The 15,255-nt window shown below is 71.5% G+C and carries 12 protein-coding genes; 11 read left to right on the top strand and 1 reads right to left on the bottom strand.

Going from position 1 to position 15,255, the window contains the following annotated elements; all coding sequences use genetic code 11:
* Window positions 1–12 precede the first annotated feature (12 nt).
* Together mnmA and NGF19_RS05500 are read left to right on the top strand one after the other, a co-directional pair.
* A complete protein-coding gene (gene mnmA / locus NGF19_RS05490; protein WP_252422554.1) occupies window positions 13–1,140 on the top strand; it encodes a tRNA 2-thiouridine(34) synthase MnmA in 1,128 nt (375 codons plus the stop codon).
* Window positions 1,141–2,355: 1,215 nt separating this feature from the next.
* Window positions 2,356–3,753, top strand: coding sequence for a globin domain-containing protein (locus tag NGF19_RS05500; RefSeq protein ID WP_252422555.1), 1,398 nt, complete (start codon window positions 2,356–2,358; stop codon window positions 3,751–3,753).
* A gap of 40 nt (window positions 3,754–3,793) precedes the next feature.
* On the opposite strand, the gene NGF19_RS05505 is transcribed toward NGF19_RS05500, so the two are convergent.
* On the bottom strand, window positions 3,794–4,129 hold the full coding sequence (locus NGF19_RS05505; protein ID WP_252422557.1) for a DUF427 domain-containing protein: 336 nt from the start codon (window positions 4,127–4,129) through the stop codon (window positions 3,794–3,796).
* A gap of 51 nt (window positions 4,130–4,180) precedes the next feature.
* Here NGF19_RS05505 and NGF19_RS05510 point away from each other — a divergent pair, with 51 nt between their 5' ends.
* The 9 genes from NGF19_RS05510 to gatB all read left to right on the top strand — a co-directional run bounded on the left by NGF19_RS05510 (window position 4,181) and on the right by gatB (window position 14,976).
* Complete coding sequence (locus NGF19_RS05510; RefSeq protein WP_252422559.1) at window positions 4,181–4,720, top strand: LOG family protein; 540 nt, start codon at window positions 4,181–4,183, stop codon at window positions 4,718–4,720.
* 15 nt (window positions 4,721–4,735) lie between these two features.
* A complete protein-coding gene (locus tag NGF19_RS05515) occupies window positions 4,736–5,434 on the top strand; it encodes an SDR family oxidoreductase (protein WP_252422561.1) in 699 nt (232 codons plus the stop codon).
* Between the two features lie 50 nt (window positions 5,435–5,484).
* Window positions 5,485–6,492 (top strand): methionine synthase, encoded by a 1,008-nt coding sequence (locus NGF19_RS05520; protein WP_252422563.1) that lies wholly within the window; start codon window positions 5,485–5,487, stop codon window positions 6,490–6,492.
* 15 nt (window positions 6,493–6,507) lie between these two features.
* Window positions 6,508–8,703, top strand: a complete 2,196-nt coding sequence (ligA, locus tag NGF19_RS05525) for an NAD-dependent DNA ligase LigA (RefSeq protein WP_252422565.1) — start codon at window positions 6,508–6,510, stop codon at window positions 8,701–8,703.
* A gap of 227 nt (window positions 8,704–8,930) precedes the next feature.
* A complete protein-coding gene (locus NGF19_RS05530) occupies window positions 8,931–11,243 on the top strand; it encodes a putative bifunctional diguanylate cyclase/phosphodiesterase (RefSeq protein ID WP_252422567.1) in 2,313 nt (770 codons plus the stop codon).
* A 158-nt stretch (window positions 11,244–11,401) separates the two neighbouring features.
* Window positions 11,402–11,698 carry an Asp-tRNA(Asn)/Glu-tRNA(Gln) amidotransferase subunit GatC gene (gatC, locus tag NGF19_RS05535; protein WP_070023066.1) on the top strand — a complete coding sequence of 99 codons (297 nt, stop codon included), beginning with the start codon at window positions 11,402–11,404 and terminating at the stop codon, window positions 11,696–11,698.
* Window positions 11,699–11,704: 6 nt separating this feature from the next.
* On the top strand, window positions 11,705–13,207 hold the full coding sequence (gene gatA / locus NGF19_RS05540) for an Asp-tRNA(Asn)/Glu-tRNA(Gln) amidotransferase subunit GatA (RefSeq protein ID WP_252422569.1): 1,503 nt from the start codon (window positions 11,705–11,707) through the stop codon (window positions 13,205–13,207).
* A complete protein-coding gene (locus NGF19_RS05545) occupies window positions 13,204–13,446 on the top strand; it encodes a hypothetical protein (protein WP_252422571.1) in 243 nt (80 codons plus the stop codon). The genes gatA and NGF19_RS05545 overlap by 4 nt, the downstream gene beginning before the upstream one ends.
* Window positions 13,447–13,461: 15 nt before the next feature.
* On the top strand, window positions 13,462–14,976 hold the full coding sequence (gatB, locus tag NGF19_RS05550) for an Asp-tRNA(Asn)/Glu-tRNA(Gln) amidotransferase subunit GatB (RefSeq protein ID WP_252422573.1): 1,515 nt from the start codon (window positions 13,462–13,464) through the stop codon (window positions 14,974–14,976).
* Window positions 14,977–15,255 lie beyond the last annotated feature (279 nt).

Genomic DNA, 15,255 nt, shown 5'->3' on the forward strand with positions numbered 1-15,255 from the left:
CCTGGAAGGGCTATGACTGACACCCCGCAGCGCCCCCTTCGCGTCCTCGCCGCCATGTCCGGCGGGGTCGACTCCGCCGTCGCCGCCGCCCGTGCCGCCGAAGCCGGTCACGACGTCACCGGAGTCCATCTCGCGCTCTCCGCGAATCCGCAGTCCTTCCGTACGGGCGCGCGCGGCTGTTGCACCATCGAGGACTCGCGCGACGCCCGCCGCGCCGCGGACGTCATCGGCATCCCCTTCTACGTGTGGGATCTCGCCGAGCGGTTCCGCGAGGACGTGGTGGAGGACTTCATCGCCGAGTACGAGGCCGGGCGCACCCCGAACCCCTGCCTGCGCTGCAACGAGAAGATCAAGTTCGCGGCGCTGCTCGACAAGGCCCTCGCCCTCGGCTTCGACGCGGTCTGCACCGGCCACTACGCCAAGATCGTCACGCTCGCCGACGGCACCCGCGAGCTGCACCGCGCCTCCGACATGGCCAAGGACCAGTCGTACGTCCTCGGTGTACTGGACGAGAAGCAGCTCGCGCACGCGCTGTTCCCGCTCGGCGACACGCTCACCACCAAGGACGAGATCCGCGCGGAGGCCGAGCGCCGGGGCCTCGCGGTCGCCAAGAAGCCCGACTCGCACGACATCTGCTTCATCGCCGACGGCGACACCCAGGGCTTCCTCGCCCAGCGGCTCGGCAAGGCGGAGGGCGACATCGTCGACGAGTCGGGTGCCCGCCTCGGCACGCACGAGGGGGCGTACGGCTACACGATCGGCCAGCGCAAGGGCCTCCGGATCGGCACGCCCGCGCCCGACGGCAAGCCGCGCTACGTCCTCGACATCTCCCCGGTCGACAACACGGTGACGGTCGGCCCGGCGTCCTCCCTGGACGTCAGCGCGCTGACCGCGATCAAGCCCCGCTGGTGCGGGGCGCCCCCGACCGGCCCCGGCACCTACACGGCCCAACTCCGCGCCCACGGCGGCGAGACGGAGGTGACCGCGGAGGTGGTCGACGGCGAACTCCACGTGCGCTTCACCGCACCGGTCCGCGGCGTGGCCCCCGGCCAGGCGATCGTCCTGTACGACGACACGCGGGTGGTCGGCTCGGCGACGATCGCGACCACGGTCCGCACGAAGGACTCCACTTCGGCCTGACCCCCAGCCAAGTCGGCACCTGACACGGCACCAGTCGGCCGTGTCCGACCGCCGCCGCACTCGCCGACGCCTTCCGGGAGGTCGAGGCGGACGCGTCGGCGCGGGTGGCGGTGCGGGGCTGCGCGGGCGCAGCCCCGAAGGCGGCGGGCGCCGAGCGCGGCAAGCGGGCGACCGAGGACGACGACGGCCCGATCGGACCGCCCAGGCTGCGGACGCGCCCCACGCCCGCTCGCCCCGGTCCGCAGGCTCGTCCCCGGTACGCACTGGTCGGCACCGCTCGTCCCCGGACGTACCAGCCCTCACCGGCCTGTCTGGTCCGAACGGGTCCTCCCCGGCCCGCACCGAGTCCTTCTCTGGTACGGACCGGCAGGGCCACAGGACTCCCGCGACAGCCACCTCGGCCTGACAGGCGGACGGACGCGGCCCGCGCCCGCTTGCCCCGGTCCGCCCGCACTGCTCGGCCCTGGTCCTTACCGGTCTCCACCAGTCCGTCCCGTCCTCTCCGGGCCGAACCGGCCTTCTCCTGCACCTCATCGGTCCTCTCCGGGCCGAACCGGCCTTCTCCGAACCTCACCGGTCCGCACCGGTCCTTCTCCGGTCCCCACCGGCTCCGCAGCAGTCTGCGGCGCTGTCGCGCTCCCCTTGCGTCCGTCGCCAGGCGGGACGCCGACGCGCCCGCCTTCGTCGTCCCGGCGCGTTCCGAATGTTCACCTCCCGGTAACTCGCCGGTCCCGCTCGGGTCTTGCCCTTGGTCGGGAACTGTGCGATCTTCGGGCATCCAGGCGCGGGGCGGAGCGGCCCGGACATCTCCGGTGGCCCCCGCGAAGGACGCTTCCGTCAGTGACGAGCGCGCGCGCCGACGCGTCGGCGTAGCCCTGGCTAGCCCAGAAGATCATCTGGCGCCAGGGCCGAAAGTCCTTGATCATCAGGACCTTTTGCCTGGTGAAAGGGCTCTTCGGCCGGGTCCTCAAGATCCATCTCGGGGATGTAATAGCAGCGCGCCCCTCGGCTGCCCGCCGGGGGATGCCGCCGCCTCTGCCCACCACTCACCGTCGTCGCCGCCCGCCAGCGGCGGTTCGGCGTGGGCGCGGGCGGTGCCTATACCCGCAGATAGGAAAGTCGCGTCATGCCCCGCCCAGCCTCTCCCGCCCGCGCCACGGCCACGGCCTTCCGGGACGGCGACGTGTGCGGCGTGTCCGCGAGGAAGAACCGCTGATGACTGCCGCGGACGAGATCCCGGGGCGGTGCGGCCGTGAGGAGAGCACGATCATGGACAACGGCAACTCCAGGACGAGGGACAGCAGGAAGGGCGACGAGTACCACGCCCTGCTCGCGCGTCGGGACGCGATGCGCCTGCGTGACCAGATGCTCGCCCCGTCCCGCGCCGTGGAGAAGACGAAGTCTCCTACCTACGACGCCTACGACGGCGCCGCCGACCAGGAACTCATCGTCCAGAACCTGGCCGCGGTCACCCCGTTCAGTGAACTCATCGCCCACCTCTACGACGCCATGTTCGAACGGCACCCGTATCTGCGGCAGTTGTTCCCGGAATCGATGGAGTTCCAGAAGGCGCACCTGGAGCGGGCGTTCTGGTTCCTGATCGAGCATCTGCACAAGCCCGAGGAAATCACCACGTTCTGCACGCAGTTGGGCCGCGACCACCGCAAACTCGGCGTCCAGCCCGTGCACTTCCAGGTGTTCGAGGTCGCGCTCTCCGAGGCGATGTACCGCATGTCCGGCGGTCGTGTCGACCAGGAGGTGGAGCAGGCCTGGCTGCGCATGGTGCGGTTCGCCGCCGCGGGCATGGTCGCGGGCTCGAAGCGCGCACTGGCCGAACCCCCCGCCTGGCACGGCACGGTGACGTCCCATCAGCTCCGCCGCCCCGACCTCGCGGTGATCCGCGTCCGCACCGCCGAGCCCTACCCGTACCAGCCCGGCCAGTACGCGACCATCGAGTCCCCGCTGCTGCCGCACACCTGGCGCCCGTACACGTTCGCCACCGTCCCCGCACCGGACGGCGAGCTGGAGTTCCACATCCGCCGCACCGGTCCGGGCGGCGTGAGCGACGCCATGACCCTGCACACCCGCGTCGGTGACACCCTGCGCCTCGGTCCGCCGCAGGGCACGGCGACCCTGGACGACGACCAGGGGCGGGACGTGCTCATCGTGGCGGGCGGCACCGGCTGGGCCACCGGCCGGGCGCTCCTTGAGGACCTGTCCCAGCGGCGCGCGCCGGGCCGCAGGGCCCATCTCTTCCTCGGCGCCCGTACCTCCGAGGACCTGTACGACGCACAGGCCCTGTCCCGGCTGGAGAACCGCTGCCCCTGGCTGCGGGTCGTCCCGGTGATCAGCGACGGCCCGGGGGCGTCCCCGGACGGCTCGGTGGCCGAGGCGATCGCCCGGCACGGGGACTTCTCCCAGCACATCGCCTACGTCAGCGGCCCGCCCGCGATGGTCACCGCGGCCGTGTGGCGACTGGCCGGTCTCGGCCTGCCCGCCGACCGCATCCGCCACGACCCGGTCGCCGGTATGGTCCCGCTGCCCTCGCACGCGCAGCGGACCCGGCCGACGGGACCGGCGGTGGGTCACATGGCCGAAGGCGCCCAGGTCTGACGCTCCGGCCCGGCCTGCCGCGGCAGGCCGGGCCGACCGGTCACCCGTCCGCTGACGACACCTCCGCCTCGTAGAAGCAGAAGTGGTCCTTGATCGGGGCGACATCGGGCTTCGGAGACGGATACGCCCAGACGATGTCGGCCGCGTCCGGCAGGGACCAGTACGACGCGGTGCCCTTGAAGGGGCACACGGTGTGCGTGTCGGACGGGGTCAGCAGATCGAGGCGTACGTCCTCGGCCGGGATGTAGTACCGCGGAGGGCACCCGGTCTCGCGCAGGACGACGGGCCGGTCGGTCTCCGCGAGGACCTGTCCGCCGTGCACCACGCGCACGTGCTGGTCGCCCCGCTCGATGGTGATGGTGTGTCCTTCGGTCATACCGGTGAAGCGCCCGCGGGCCCCGGCTTCTTCCCGCGTACGGTGTCCCTCGTGAATATCTGTGTCTTTCTCTCCGCCGCCGACCTCGCCGACCGCTACACCCGCCCCGCCCGTGAATTCGCCGAACTGCTCGGCAAGGGCGGGCACGCTCTTGTGTGGGGCGGATCCGACACCGGTCTGATGAAGGTGGTCGCCGACGGCGTGCAGGAGGCGGGCGGCAAGCTGCTGGGCGTGTCCGTCGAGTTCCTGGCCGACAAGGCCCGCAAGGGCGCCGACGAGATGGTGATCACCAAGGACCTCGCCGAGCGCAAGCGGCTGCTCCTGGCCAAGGCCGACGCGGTGGTGGTCATGGTCGGCGGGACCGGGACGCTCGACGAGGCGACCGAGATCCTGGAGCTGAAGAAGCACGGGCACACCGACAAGCCGGTGGTCCTGCTGAACACCGCGGGCTTCTACGACGGCCTGAAGGAGCAGTTCCGGCGGATGGAGGAGGAAGGCTTCCTGACGCGCCCGCTGTCCGAGCTGGCGCACTTCGCCAAGGACCCGGCGGGGGCGCTCGCGTATCTGGAGGAGTCGCTCGGAGCGCGGTAGCCCCCAGGTGCGAGCATGGCGGGCATGGCTACACATGTGATCACCGGAGCGGGCTCCGGCATCGGCGCGGCCGTGGCCCGCCGTCTGCACGCGCGCGGGGACGAGCTCGTCCTGCACGCGCGTGACGCGGGGCGGGCCAAGGAGCTGGCGGCCGAGTTCCCCGGGGCGCGGACCCTGGTCGGCGACCTCGCGGAGCCGGACCGGCTGTCCTGGGCGTTCTCGCACCAGACCCTGCCGGACCGGGTGGACTCGCTCCTGCACATCGCGGGCGTGGTCGACCTCGGCCAGGTCGGCGAGCTGACCCCGAAGGCCTGGCGCCACCAGCTCGACGTCAACCTGATCGCCCCCGCCGAGCTGACCCGCCACTTCCTGCCCCAGCTCCGCACCGCACGCGGCCAGGTGCTGTTCGTCAACTCGGGCGCCGGTCTGAACGCCCACGCGTCCTGGTCCGCGTACGCCGCCTCCAAGCACGGGCTGAAGGCCCTCGCGGACTCCCTGCGCGCCGAGGAGCGCGGCAACGGCGTGCGGGTCACCTCGGTCTACCCGGGCCGTACGGCGAGCCCGATGCAGGTCAAGGTGCACCAGCAGGAGGGCAAGCCGTACGACCCCGCGCAGTGGATCGACCCCGAGTCGGTGGCGACGACGATCGTGATGTGCCTGGACCTGCCGAGGGACGCGGAGGTCAACGATCTGACGGTACGACCGGGCGGCTGACGGTCTCGGGGCCGGTACGGAGTCGCCGCGGGATTCCGTAGGCTGCCGGGGTGAGTGAAGACAGCCAGATCAGGTTCGGTGCGGCAACCGGCGTCGGGTCCATGCCCGGCGGGGACGCGCGCGAGGCGGCCAGGACCGTCACCGGAAGCTTCGAGGACTTCCCCTTCCTCGCCGAGTTGCCGGCCCGCGGGCCCGGCGCGGACATGATCGGGCGGACCGCCGGGATGCTGGTCGATCTGTACGCGCGCGTGGAGCCCAGCGGCTGGCGGTTCGGGGACCGGCCGGGGCGGGACACCAAGCGGGCCCGCTCCTGGCTCGGCGAGGACCTCGACGCGCTGGAGGAGTTCACCCAGGGCTACGAAGGCCCGCTGAAGGTCCAGGCCGTCGGGCCCTGGACGCTGGCCGCCGCGCTGGAGCTGAAGAACGGCGAGTCGGCCCTCTCCGACCCCGGCGCCTGCCGCGACCTCGCCGGATCGCTCGTCGAGGGGCTGCGTCTGCACCTGGACGAGATGCGGCGGCGCGTGCCCGGCGCCCGTCTCGTCCTGCAGCTCGACGAGCCGTCGCTCACCTCCGTCCTGCGCGGGCAGGTGCGGACCGCGAGCGGCTACCGCACCCACCGGGCCGTCGACCGGCAGATCGTAGAGGCCACGCTCCGGGACGTCGTCGGGGTGCACGCCGACGGTCCGGTCGTGGTCCATTCCTGCGCTCCTGACGTGCCGTTCGCCCTGTTGCGCAGGGCGGGGGCCGCCGGGGTCTCCTTCGACTTCTCGCTCCTCACCGAACGTGACGACGATGCGATCGGCGAGGCCGTGGAGGGCGGCACCCGGCTCTTCGCGGGCGTCGTGGCGAGCACGGACGGCCCGTTGTCAGACCCTGCCGGTAGCGTCATGGGTGTCAGGACGCTGTGGCGCAGGCTGGGGCTGCGTCCGGGGGCTCTCGCGGACGCGGTCACGCTCACGCCGACATGCGGGCTCGCGGGCGCTTCCCCGGACTACGCACGCCGGGCGCTCGCCCACTGCGTCCGGGCGGCGAGATCCCTCGCGGACAACCCTGAGTAACGGGAGGACCACACGGTGGCCGGCGACAAGCAAGCGGAGACGACGGTGCCCGCCGAGGCACGGGAGCAGCACGCGCAACTCGCTGAGCAGATCGAGGAGCACCGCTTCCGGTACTACGTGAAGGACGCTCCCGTCGTCAGCGATGCGGAGTTCGACCGACTGCTGCGCGCCCTGGAGGCGCTGGAGGAGCAGTACTCCGAGCTGCGTACGCCGGACTCGCCGACCCAGAAGGTCGCGGGGGCCTACGAGACGGAGTTCACGGCCGTCGAGCACCGCGCGCGCATGCTCTCCCTCGACAACGCCTTCGACGACGCGGAACTGGCCGCCTGGGCCGACCGCGTCGCCAAGGAGGTCGGCACGTCCGCGTACCACTTCCTGTGCGAGCTGAAGGTCGACGGCCTCGCGGTCAATCTGACGTACGAGCACGGCCGTCTCACGCGCGCGGCGACCCGCGGCGACGGGCGCACGGGAGAGGACATCACCCCCAACGTCCGTACGATCGCGGGCATCCCGGACCGTCTCAAGGGCGAGCGCGTCCCCGACCTCGTGGAGATCCGCGGCGAGGTCTACTTCCCGATGGAGAAGTTCACGGCGCTGAACGAACGCCTGGTGGCAGGCGGCGACAAGCCCTTCGCCAACCCCCGCAACGCCGCCGCCGGTTCGCTGCGCCAGAAGGACCCGCGCATCACGGCCACCCGCCCGCTGTACATGGTGGTGCACGGCATCGGCGCCCTGGAGGGCTTCGAGGACGGCCTCACGCGCCTGTCCGAGGCGTACGACCTGCTGCACTCCTGGGGCCTGCCCACCGCCCGGCACAACAAGGTGGTCGGCGACCTCGACGGCGTACGCCGGTTCATCGCCCACTTCGGCGAGAACCGCCACTCCGTGGAGCACGAGATCGACGGCGTCGTGGTCAAGGTGGACGAGATCCGCCTCCAGGGCCGTCTCGGCTCCACGGCGCGCGCGCCCCGCTGGGCCATCGCCTACAAGTACGCGCCCGAAGAGGTCAACACCAAGCTGCTCGACATCAAGGTGGGCGTCGGGCGCACCGGCCGCGTCACCCCGTACGCGCAGGTCGAGCCGGTCACGGTGGCCGGTTCCGAGGTCGAGTTCGCCACGCTGCACAACCAGGACGTGGTCAAGGCCAAGGGCGTGCTCATCGGGGACACGGTGGTGCTCCGCAAGGCCGGGGACGTGATCCCGGAGATCCTCGGACCGGTCGTGGACCTACGGGACGGCAGCGAGCGCGCGTTCGTGATGCCGGCCGAGTGTCCGGAGTGCGGGACGCCGCTGCGGGCCATGAAGGAAGGCGACATCGACCTGCGCTGTCCCAACGGCCGTTCCTGCCCTGCCCAGTTGAGGGAGCGAGTCTCCTATCTCGCGGGCCGGGAGTGTCTGGACATCGAGCACTTCGGCGGGGTCGCGGCAGCCGCCCTCACCCGCCCCCTGGAACCGGCCGATCCGCCGCTCGTGGACGAGGGCGACCTGTTCGACCTCACCGTGGAGAAGCTGCTGCCCATCAAGGCCTATGTCCTCGACCCGGACAGCGGTCTGCCCAAGCACGACCCCAAGACGGGCGAGGCGAAGATCGCCACGGTCTTCGCCAACCAGAAGGGCGAACCGAAGAAGAACACGCTGGCCCTGCTCAAGAACATCGAGGAGGCCAAGTCCCGTCCCCTCGCCCGCTTCCTCAACGGCCTGTCCATCCGGCATGTCGGGCCGGTGGCCGCGCAGGCCCTCGCCCGTGAGTTCCGCTCCATCGACCGGATCGAGCAGGCCACGGAGGAGGAGTTGGCGAGCACGGACGGGGTCGGCCCGATCATCGCCGCCTCCCTCAAGCAGTGGTTCACCGAGGAGTGGCACCGCGAGATCGTCCGCAAGTGGAAGGCCGCCGGGGTCCGGCTGGAGGACGAGGGCTCCGGCGAGGGGGAGGGCCCGCGTCCGCTGGAGGGTCTGACGGTCGTGGTCACGGGCACGCTCGAACACTTCACCCGCGACGCGGCGAAGGAGGCGCTCCAGAGCCGTGGCGCGAAAGTGACCGGTTCTGTTTCGAAGAAGACATCCTTCGTCGTCGTGGGCGAGAATCCTGGTTCCAAGTACGACAAGGCCGTGCAGGCGAAGGTTCCGGTGCTCGACGAGGACGGTTTCACCGTCCTGTTGGAGCGAGGACCGGAAGCGGCTGCCGAAGTGGCGCTTGCGACAGGGGAGTAGCGGACGAAGGCTCCCGGTTCCTCGGATACGCGATGTATCCGGATGGGCGGGGCGCATTGGGGCAACCGCCGACGACCGCTGCCCCGGAACGCTTGCTGCGGCCTACTGTTGAGGTGTACGCCTGCCATGCCCGGACGCGTGGCGGGCGGTCGGGCGCGATGTTGCTGACGGTTCGTCAGGCATCGGGCCGTATGACGTCGGCACCGCCGGCTGTGAGAGGGACGGGAATGGAACGGACCGAGAGCGCCGCCCCGGACTCATGGCTGCGCCTGCGCCGGATGTCGGACGCCTGGCGCGCGGGGCGCTGGACGGCGTGGCTGTCGGGGTACCGGGGCGCGGACGGCCGAAGTGCCTTGCCGGGGCGTGTTCCTGGCGAGTCGCTCGCGGCGGACAGGACGCCGCGGCCCGTCGCGACCGGTCCTGCCGGACCTGCCGGTCCGTTCGCCGCCGGACAGCGCGCCGGGCGGCCCGGCCCGGACGGCGGCGGGCGCCCGTCCCGGTCCGTGCTGCTCTGGGCGGTCCTCGCGGCGGCCGGGCTCGCCCTCGGCGCCGCCTTCTTCCGCGCCTTCGGCGGACACCACGCGCTCTTCCCGCCCGGCACGGTCGGCTGGTCCCTGGCCCTGCTGACCGGCGTCATCGTCGGCCATCTGGTCGCCCTCGGCCGCGCCCGCTGGTGGGGCGGTACGGGCTCGGGCGCCGCCCTGACCCTCGCCGTCCTGCTGCTGTACGGCTGGGTGCCCGCCGCGATGGTGAGCCTCACGGTCGTCGTCCTGGTCGGCCTCGTGCGGCCGGGCTGCTGGCGGCAGGGCCTGCTGCACGGCGCGGTCGACATCCTCGGCGTCGGCGCCTCGACGCTCGCGCTGGCCGCCTTCGGGCACGTCCCGAGTGTCGAGTCCCCCTGGGAGCCGCGGAGTTGGACGATCGCCGCCGCGCCCGCGATCGTCCTCGCCGCCCTCGCCTACCTCGCGGTGACCCGGCTGCTGGTGTGGTGTCTCACCGCGCCGCGCATGGGCGGACTGCCCACCATCGCCCGTACCGCCCTGGTCCGGCAGGGCCTCGTCGCCGTCGCGCTGCTCGGCATAGCGCCACTGGTCTGCGTGGTCGCGAGGACGCTGCCCGTGCTGCTGCCGCTGTTCGCCATCCCGCTCATCGCCCTCGACTCCACCCTGTGGATCGCCCGCGCCCGCGCCGAGGAGCAGCTCCGCGACCCGCTCACCGGCCTGCCCAACCGGCAGTGGCTGCTGGAGCGCACATGGGCGGCGCTGGACGACGCCGAGCGCATCGGGGCGCGTTCCGCCCTGATGTTGATCGACCTCGACCGCTTCCGGTCGGTGAACGACACGCTCGGGCATCTCGCCGGTGACCGGCTGCTCCTCCAGATAGCGGAGCGGCTGCGGCTGGCGCTGCCCCGCGGGGCGGAGGCCGCGCGGCTCGGCGGCGACGAGTTCGCCGTGTTACTGCCCGTCGCGGACTCCACGACGTCCGCGTCCCGGGCGGCCCGCAATCTGGTCGCCGCGCTCGGCTCCCCGCTCGACCTGGACGGGCTCACGCTCGTCCTGGAGGCCAGCGCCGGTGTCGCCGTCTTCCCTGACCACGCGCTGGACGCGGAGGGGCTGCTGCGCCGGGCCGACGTCGCCATGTACCAGGCGAAGCGGGACCGTACGGGGGTGGAGGTGTACGAGTCCAAGCGGGACTCCAACACCCCGGACCGGCTAGGGCTGCTGGGCGATCTGCGGCGCGCGCTGGACGCGCACGAGGTGGAGCTGCACTACCAGCCGAAGGTCCGCTTCGACGGACAGGTCGCCGGTCTCGAGGCGCTCGTGCGCTGGGTGCACCCCGAGCGCGGGAAGGTGCCGCCGGACGAGTTCATCGCCATCGCCGAGTCCTCCGGGCTGATGCCGCATCTGACGGAGTACGTCCTGGAGACCGCGCTCGGACAGGTGGCCCGGTGGCGGGCGCAGGGCCTGCGGGTCCCGGTGGCCGTGAACGTCTCCCCGCGCGACGTCCACACGCCGGGCTTCGCGGGCGCGGTGGCCGCGCGCCTGGCACGGCACGGCGTCCCGGCGGGCGCGCTGCAGTTGGAGATCACCGAGCATGTACTCCTGGAGGACCCGCAGCGGGCCGCGGACACCCTGGCCGGGCTGGCCGGGCACGGCGTGAAGATGTCGCTGGACGACTTCGGCACGGGGTATTCGTCGCTGGTGCATCTGCGGCGGCTGCCGGTGAGCGAACTGAAGATCGACCGTTCGTTCGTGGCCCGGCTGGCCGTGGACGCCCAGGACGCGGAGATCGTGCGCTGCACGGTGGACCTCGCGCATTCGCTGGGCCTGCTCGTCGTCGCGGAGGGCGTCGAGGACGACGAGACCTGGGAGCGGCTGCGGGACCTGGGCTGCGACGCGGTCCAGGGCTGGCTGGTCGCCGCCGCGATGCCGCCGGAGGAGACCACGGCCTGGCTGCGGGCCCGGGGATCGAGGGGCTGGCAGCGCCCGAAGGCCGCGCTCCCGGCGGCTGCCGCGGACGACCAGGGGCGGATCGGTTAGGGGCCAGGGCGACCCCGTACGAACCCTGGGGCCGGGGTCCTCGCCCCGCGCCCTGGCACCGGGTGCGACCCGTCCCGGGGAATCCGTTTCACGGGCACAGGGCCCCGCGCCATAGGATTGAGCCCAAACCACACACTCTCACCCCAGAGGATCGCTGCATGCCTGGCATCACGCGCGAGGAGGTCGCCCACCTCGCCCGGCTGGCGCGTCTGGAGCTGAAGCCCGAAGAGCTAGAGCACTTCGCAGGCCAGCTCGACGACATCATCGGCGCGGTCGCCCGCGTCAGCGAGGTCGCCGACCAAGACGTCCCGCCGACCTCTCACCCGCTGCCGCTGACGAACGTCATGCGCGCGGACGAGGTCCGTCCCTCGCTCACCCCCGAGCAGGCGCTGTCCGGCGCCCCGGCCCAGGAGCAGCAGCGTTTCAAGGTGCCGCAGATCCTGGGGGAGGAGTAGCCCGTCATGACGGACAAGAACAGCATCATCCGGCTCACGGCCGCCGAGACCGCCGAGAAGATCGCCTCCGGCGAACTCACCGCCGTCGAGGTCACCGAGGCCCACCTCGCCCGTATCGAGGCCGTCGACGAGAAGGTGCACGCCTTCCTGCACGTCGACCGCGAGGGCGCCCTGGCGCAGGCCCGTGCCGTCGACGCGAAGCGCGAGCGCGGCGAGAAGCTCGGCCCGCTGGCCGGTGTGCCGCTGGCGCTCAAGGACATCTTCACCACCGAGGGCATCCCGACCACGGTCGGTTCGAAGATCCTCGAGGGCTGGATCCCGCCGTACGACGCCACGCTCACCAAGCGACTGAAGGCCGCCGACGTCGTCATCCTCGGCAAGACCAACATGGACGAGTTCGCCATGGGGTCCTCCACCGAGAACAGCGCCTACGGGCCGACGGGCAACCCCTGGGACCTCACCCGGATCCCCGGTGGCTCCGGCGGCGGGTCGAGCGCCGCGCTCGCCTCCTTCCAGGCCCCCCTCGCGATCGGCACCGACACCGGCGGCTCCATCCGGCAGCCCGCCTCCGTCACCGGCACGGTCGGCGTCAAGCCGACGTACGGCGCCGTCTCCCGCTACGGCATGGTCGCCTTCAGCAGCAGCCTCGACCAGGGCGGCCCCTGCGCCCGTACGGTCCTGGACGCGGCGCTCCTGCACGAGGTCATCGCCGGGCACGACCCGCTCGACTCCACCTCCATCGACGCCCCGGTCCCGCCGGTCGTCGAGGCCGCCCGCAACGGCTCCGTCCAGGGCATGCGCATCGGTGTCGTCAAGCAGTTCCGCGGCGAGGGCTACCAGGCCGGTGTCGTGCAGCGCTTCGACGAGTCCGTCGAGCTGCTGAAGAAGCTGGGCGCCGAGATCGTCGAGCTGGACTGCCCGTCCTTCGACCTGGCGCTGGCCGCGTACTACCTGATCGCGCCGAGCGAGTGTTCGAGCAACCTCGCCCGGTTCGACGGTCTGCGCTACGGCCTGCGGGTCGCCGACGACGGGTCGCACTCGGCGGAGGAGGTCACCTCCCTCACCCGTGAGGCGGGCTTCGGCCCCGAGGTCAAGCGCCGCATCATGCTCGGCACGTACGCCCTCAGCTCCGGCTACTACGACGCGTACTACGGCTCCGCGCAGAAGGTCCGTACGCTCATCACCCGCGACTTCGAGAAGTCGTTCGAGCAGGTGGACGTGATCGTGTCGCCCACGACGCCCACCACGGCCTTCCCGATCGGCGAGCGCGCCGACGACCCGATGGCGATGTACCTCGCGGACCTGTGCACCATTCCGGTCAACATGGCGGGCAACGCCGCCATGTCCCTGCCGTGCGGACTCGCCCCGGAGGACAACCTCCCGGTGGGTCTGCAGATCATCGCCCCGGCGATGCAGGACGACCGGCTGTACAAGGTCGGCGCCGCCGTCGAGGCCGCCTTCGTGGAACAGTGGGGACACCCGCTTCTCGAGGAGGCTCCGTCGCTATGAGCAAGGCACTGTCCAAGGCCAAGGGCTTCAAGCAGTCCAAGTCCGGTACGTACCTGTCCATGGCCACCACCGCGTACGGCGCCTTCGGCGTCGCCAAGCAGGTCAAGAAGGCCCGCAGCGAGCACGACACGCTGCGCCTGATCGACGCCGCCGTGTCCGCCGCCGCCATCGTCACCGGTCTCGCCCTGCTCGTCCGTGAGCTGAAGCGCCTGGGCGACGACGACGTCCTGCTGGGCTGAGAGGGAAGTTTCACCGTGACCACCCTGACCGACCTGGAGTCGTACGAGGACGCGCTGGCGTCGTACGACCCCGTCATGGGCCTCGAGGTCCATGTCGAACTCGGCACCAAGACCAAGATGTTCTGCGGTTGTTCGACGGCGCTCGGCGCCGAGCCGAACGCGCAGACCTGCCCCACCTGCCTCGGCATGCCCGGCTCGCTCCCGGTCGTCAACGCGATCGGCGTCGAGTCCGCGATCCGCATCGGTCTCGCGCTCAACTGCGAGATCGCCGAGTGGTGCCGCTTCGCCCGGAAGAACTACTTCTATCCGGACATGCCGAAGAACTTCCAGACCTCCCAGTACGACGAGCCGATCGCCTTCAACGGCTACCTCGACGTGCAGTTGGAGGACGGCGAGACCTTCCGCGTGGAGATCGAGCGCGCCCACATGGAGGAGGACACCGGCAAGTCGACCCACGTCGGCGGCGCCACCGGCCGTATCCACGGCGCGTCCCACTCCTTGCTGGACTACAACCGCGCCGGCATCCCGCTCATCGAGATCGTCACCAAGCCGATCGTCGGTGCCGGCGAGCGCGCGCCCGAGGTGGCGAAGGCGTACGTGCGTGAGCTGCGCGAGCTGATCCGCGCGCTCGGCGTCTCCGAGGCCCGTATGGAGATGGGCCAGATGCGCTGCGACGTGAACCTGTCGCTGATGCCCAAGGGCGCCGAGAAGTTCGGCACGCGCAGCGAGACGAAGAACGTCAACTCGCTGCGCTCCGTCGAGCGCGCCTGCCGCTTCGAGATCCAGCGCCACGCCGCCGTGCTGAACAGCGGCGGCACGGTGATCCAGGAGACCCGGCACTTCCACGAGGACACGGGCTCGACGACCTCGGGCCGCGTGAAGGAAGAGGCCGAGGACTACCGGTACTTCCCGGAGCCGGACCTGGTCCCCGTCGCGCCCCCGCGCGCGTGGGTCGAGGAGCTGCGCGCCGCGCTGCCGGAGCTGCCCCTGGTGCGCCGTAACCGGCTGCGCGAGGAGTGGGGTGTCTCCGCGACCGACATGCAGGCGATCCTCAACGCTGGTGCGCTGGACCTGATCGTCGCGACGATCGAGGCGGGCGCCGACTCCGCCGCCGCGCGCAAGTGGTGGATGGGCGAGCTGGCCCGCCAGGCCAACGAGACCGGCAAGGCCCTGGACGAGCTGCCCATCACCGCGCAGCAGGTGGCCCGGGTCACCCGGCTCGTGGCCGACGGCGACCTCAACGACAAGCTGGCCCGCCAGGTCATCGAAGGCGTTCTCGCGGGCGAGGGCACCCCGGACGAGGTCGTCGACAAGCGCGGTCTCAAGGTCGTCTCCGACGAGGGCGCCCTGACCGCCGCCGTCGACGAGGCGATCGCCGGCAACCCGGCCATCGCGGACAAGATCCGCGGCGGCAAGGTGGCCGCGGCCGGTGCCCTGGTCGGCGCGGTCATGAAGGCCACCCGCGGCCAGGCGGACGCCGCCCGCGTCAAGGAGCTGATCCTGGAGAAGCTGGGTGTCAGCGAGGGCTGAGACAAGCGGCGGACGCCGCTGAACGACCGCCCGGGGGCGGTGCACCGAACGCCGGTGCACCGCCCCCGGCGCGTTGACGAGAGTCATCTACGAGAGCCACGTACGGGGGTCATGTACGAGAGCCACGTACGGGAGTCATGTACGCGCGCTGACAAGAACCTTATGCGGCGGGGGAGTTGCCCGCGGTGGCTGTGAAGTGGGTCGCAATCCTGTGAGGAACCCCACGAATGCGACAAACGATCACTTCTGGCTGCAACAGTGGACACAGACGTTCATTCG

This window comes from Streptomyces macrolidinus, from assembly GCF_023887685.1.
GTDB lineage: Bacteria > Actinomycetota > Actinomycetes > Streptomycetales > Streptomycetaceae > Streptomyces > Streptomyces macrolidinus.

What these genes read in the sequence shown, in the direction of transcription:
- mnmA (WP_252422554.1), top strand. Translation starts at nt 13, where the DNA reads ATGACTGACACCCCGCAGCGCCCCCTTCGCGTCCTCGCCGCCATGTCC.
- NGF19_RS05500 (WP_252422555.1), top strand. Translation starts at nt 2,356, where the DNA reads ATGACTGCCGCGGACGAGATCCCGGGGCGGTGCGGCCGTGAGGAGAGC.
- NGF19_RS05505 (WP_252422557.1), bottom strand. Translation starts at nt 4,129, where the DNA reads ATGACCGAAGGACACACCATCACCATCGAGCGGGGCGACCAGCACGTG.
- NGF19_RS05515 (WP_252422561.1), top strand. Translation starts at nt 4,736, where the DNA reads ATGGCGGGCATGGCTACACATGTGATCACCGGAGCGGGCTCCGGCATC.
- NGF19_RS05530 (WP_252422567.1), top strand. Translation starts at nt 8,931, where the DNA reads ATGGAACGGACCGAGAGCGCCGCCCCGGACTCATGGCTGCGCCTGCGC.
- gatC (WP_070023066.1), top strand. Translation starts at nt 11,402, where the DNA reads ATGCCTGGCATCACGCGCGAGGAGGTCGCCCACCTCGCCCGGCTGGCG.
- gatA (WP_252422569.1), top strand. Translation starts at nt 11,705, where the DNA reads ATGACGGACAAGAACAGCATCATCCGGCTCACGGCCGCCGAGACCGCC.
- NGF19_RS05545 (WP_252422571.1), top strand. Translation starts at nt 13,204, where the DNA reads ATGAGCAAGGCACTGTCCAAGGCCAAGGGCTTCAAGCAGTCCAAGTCC.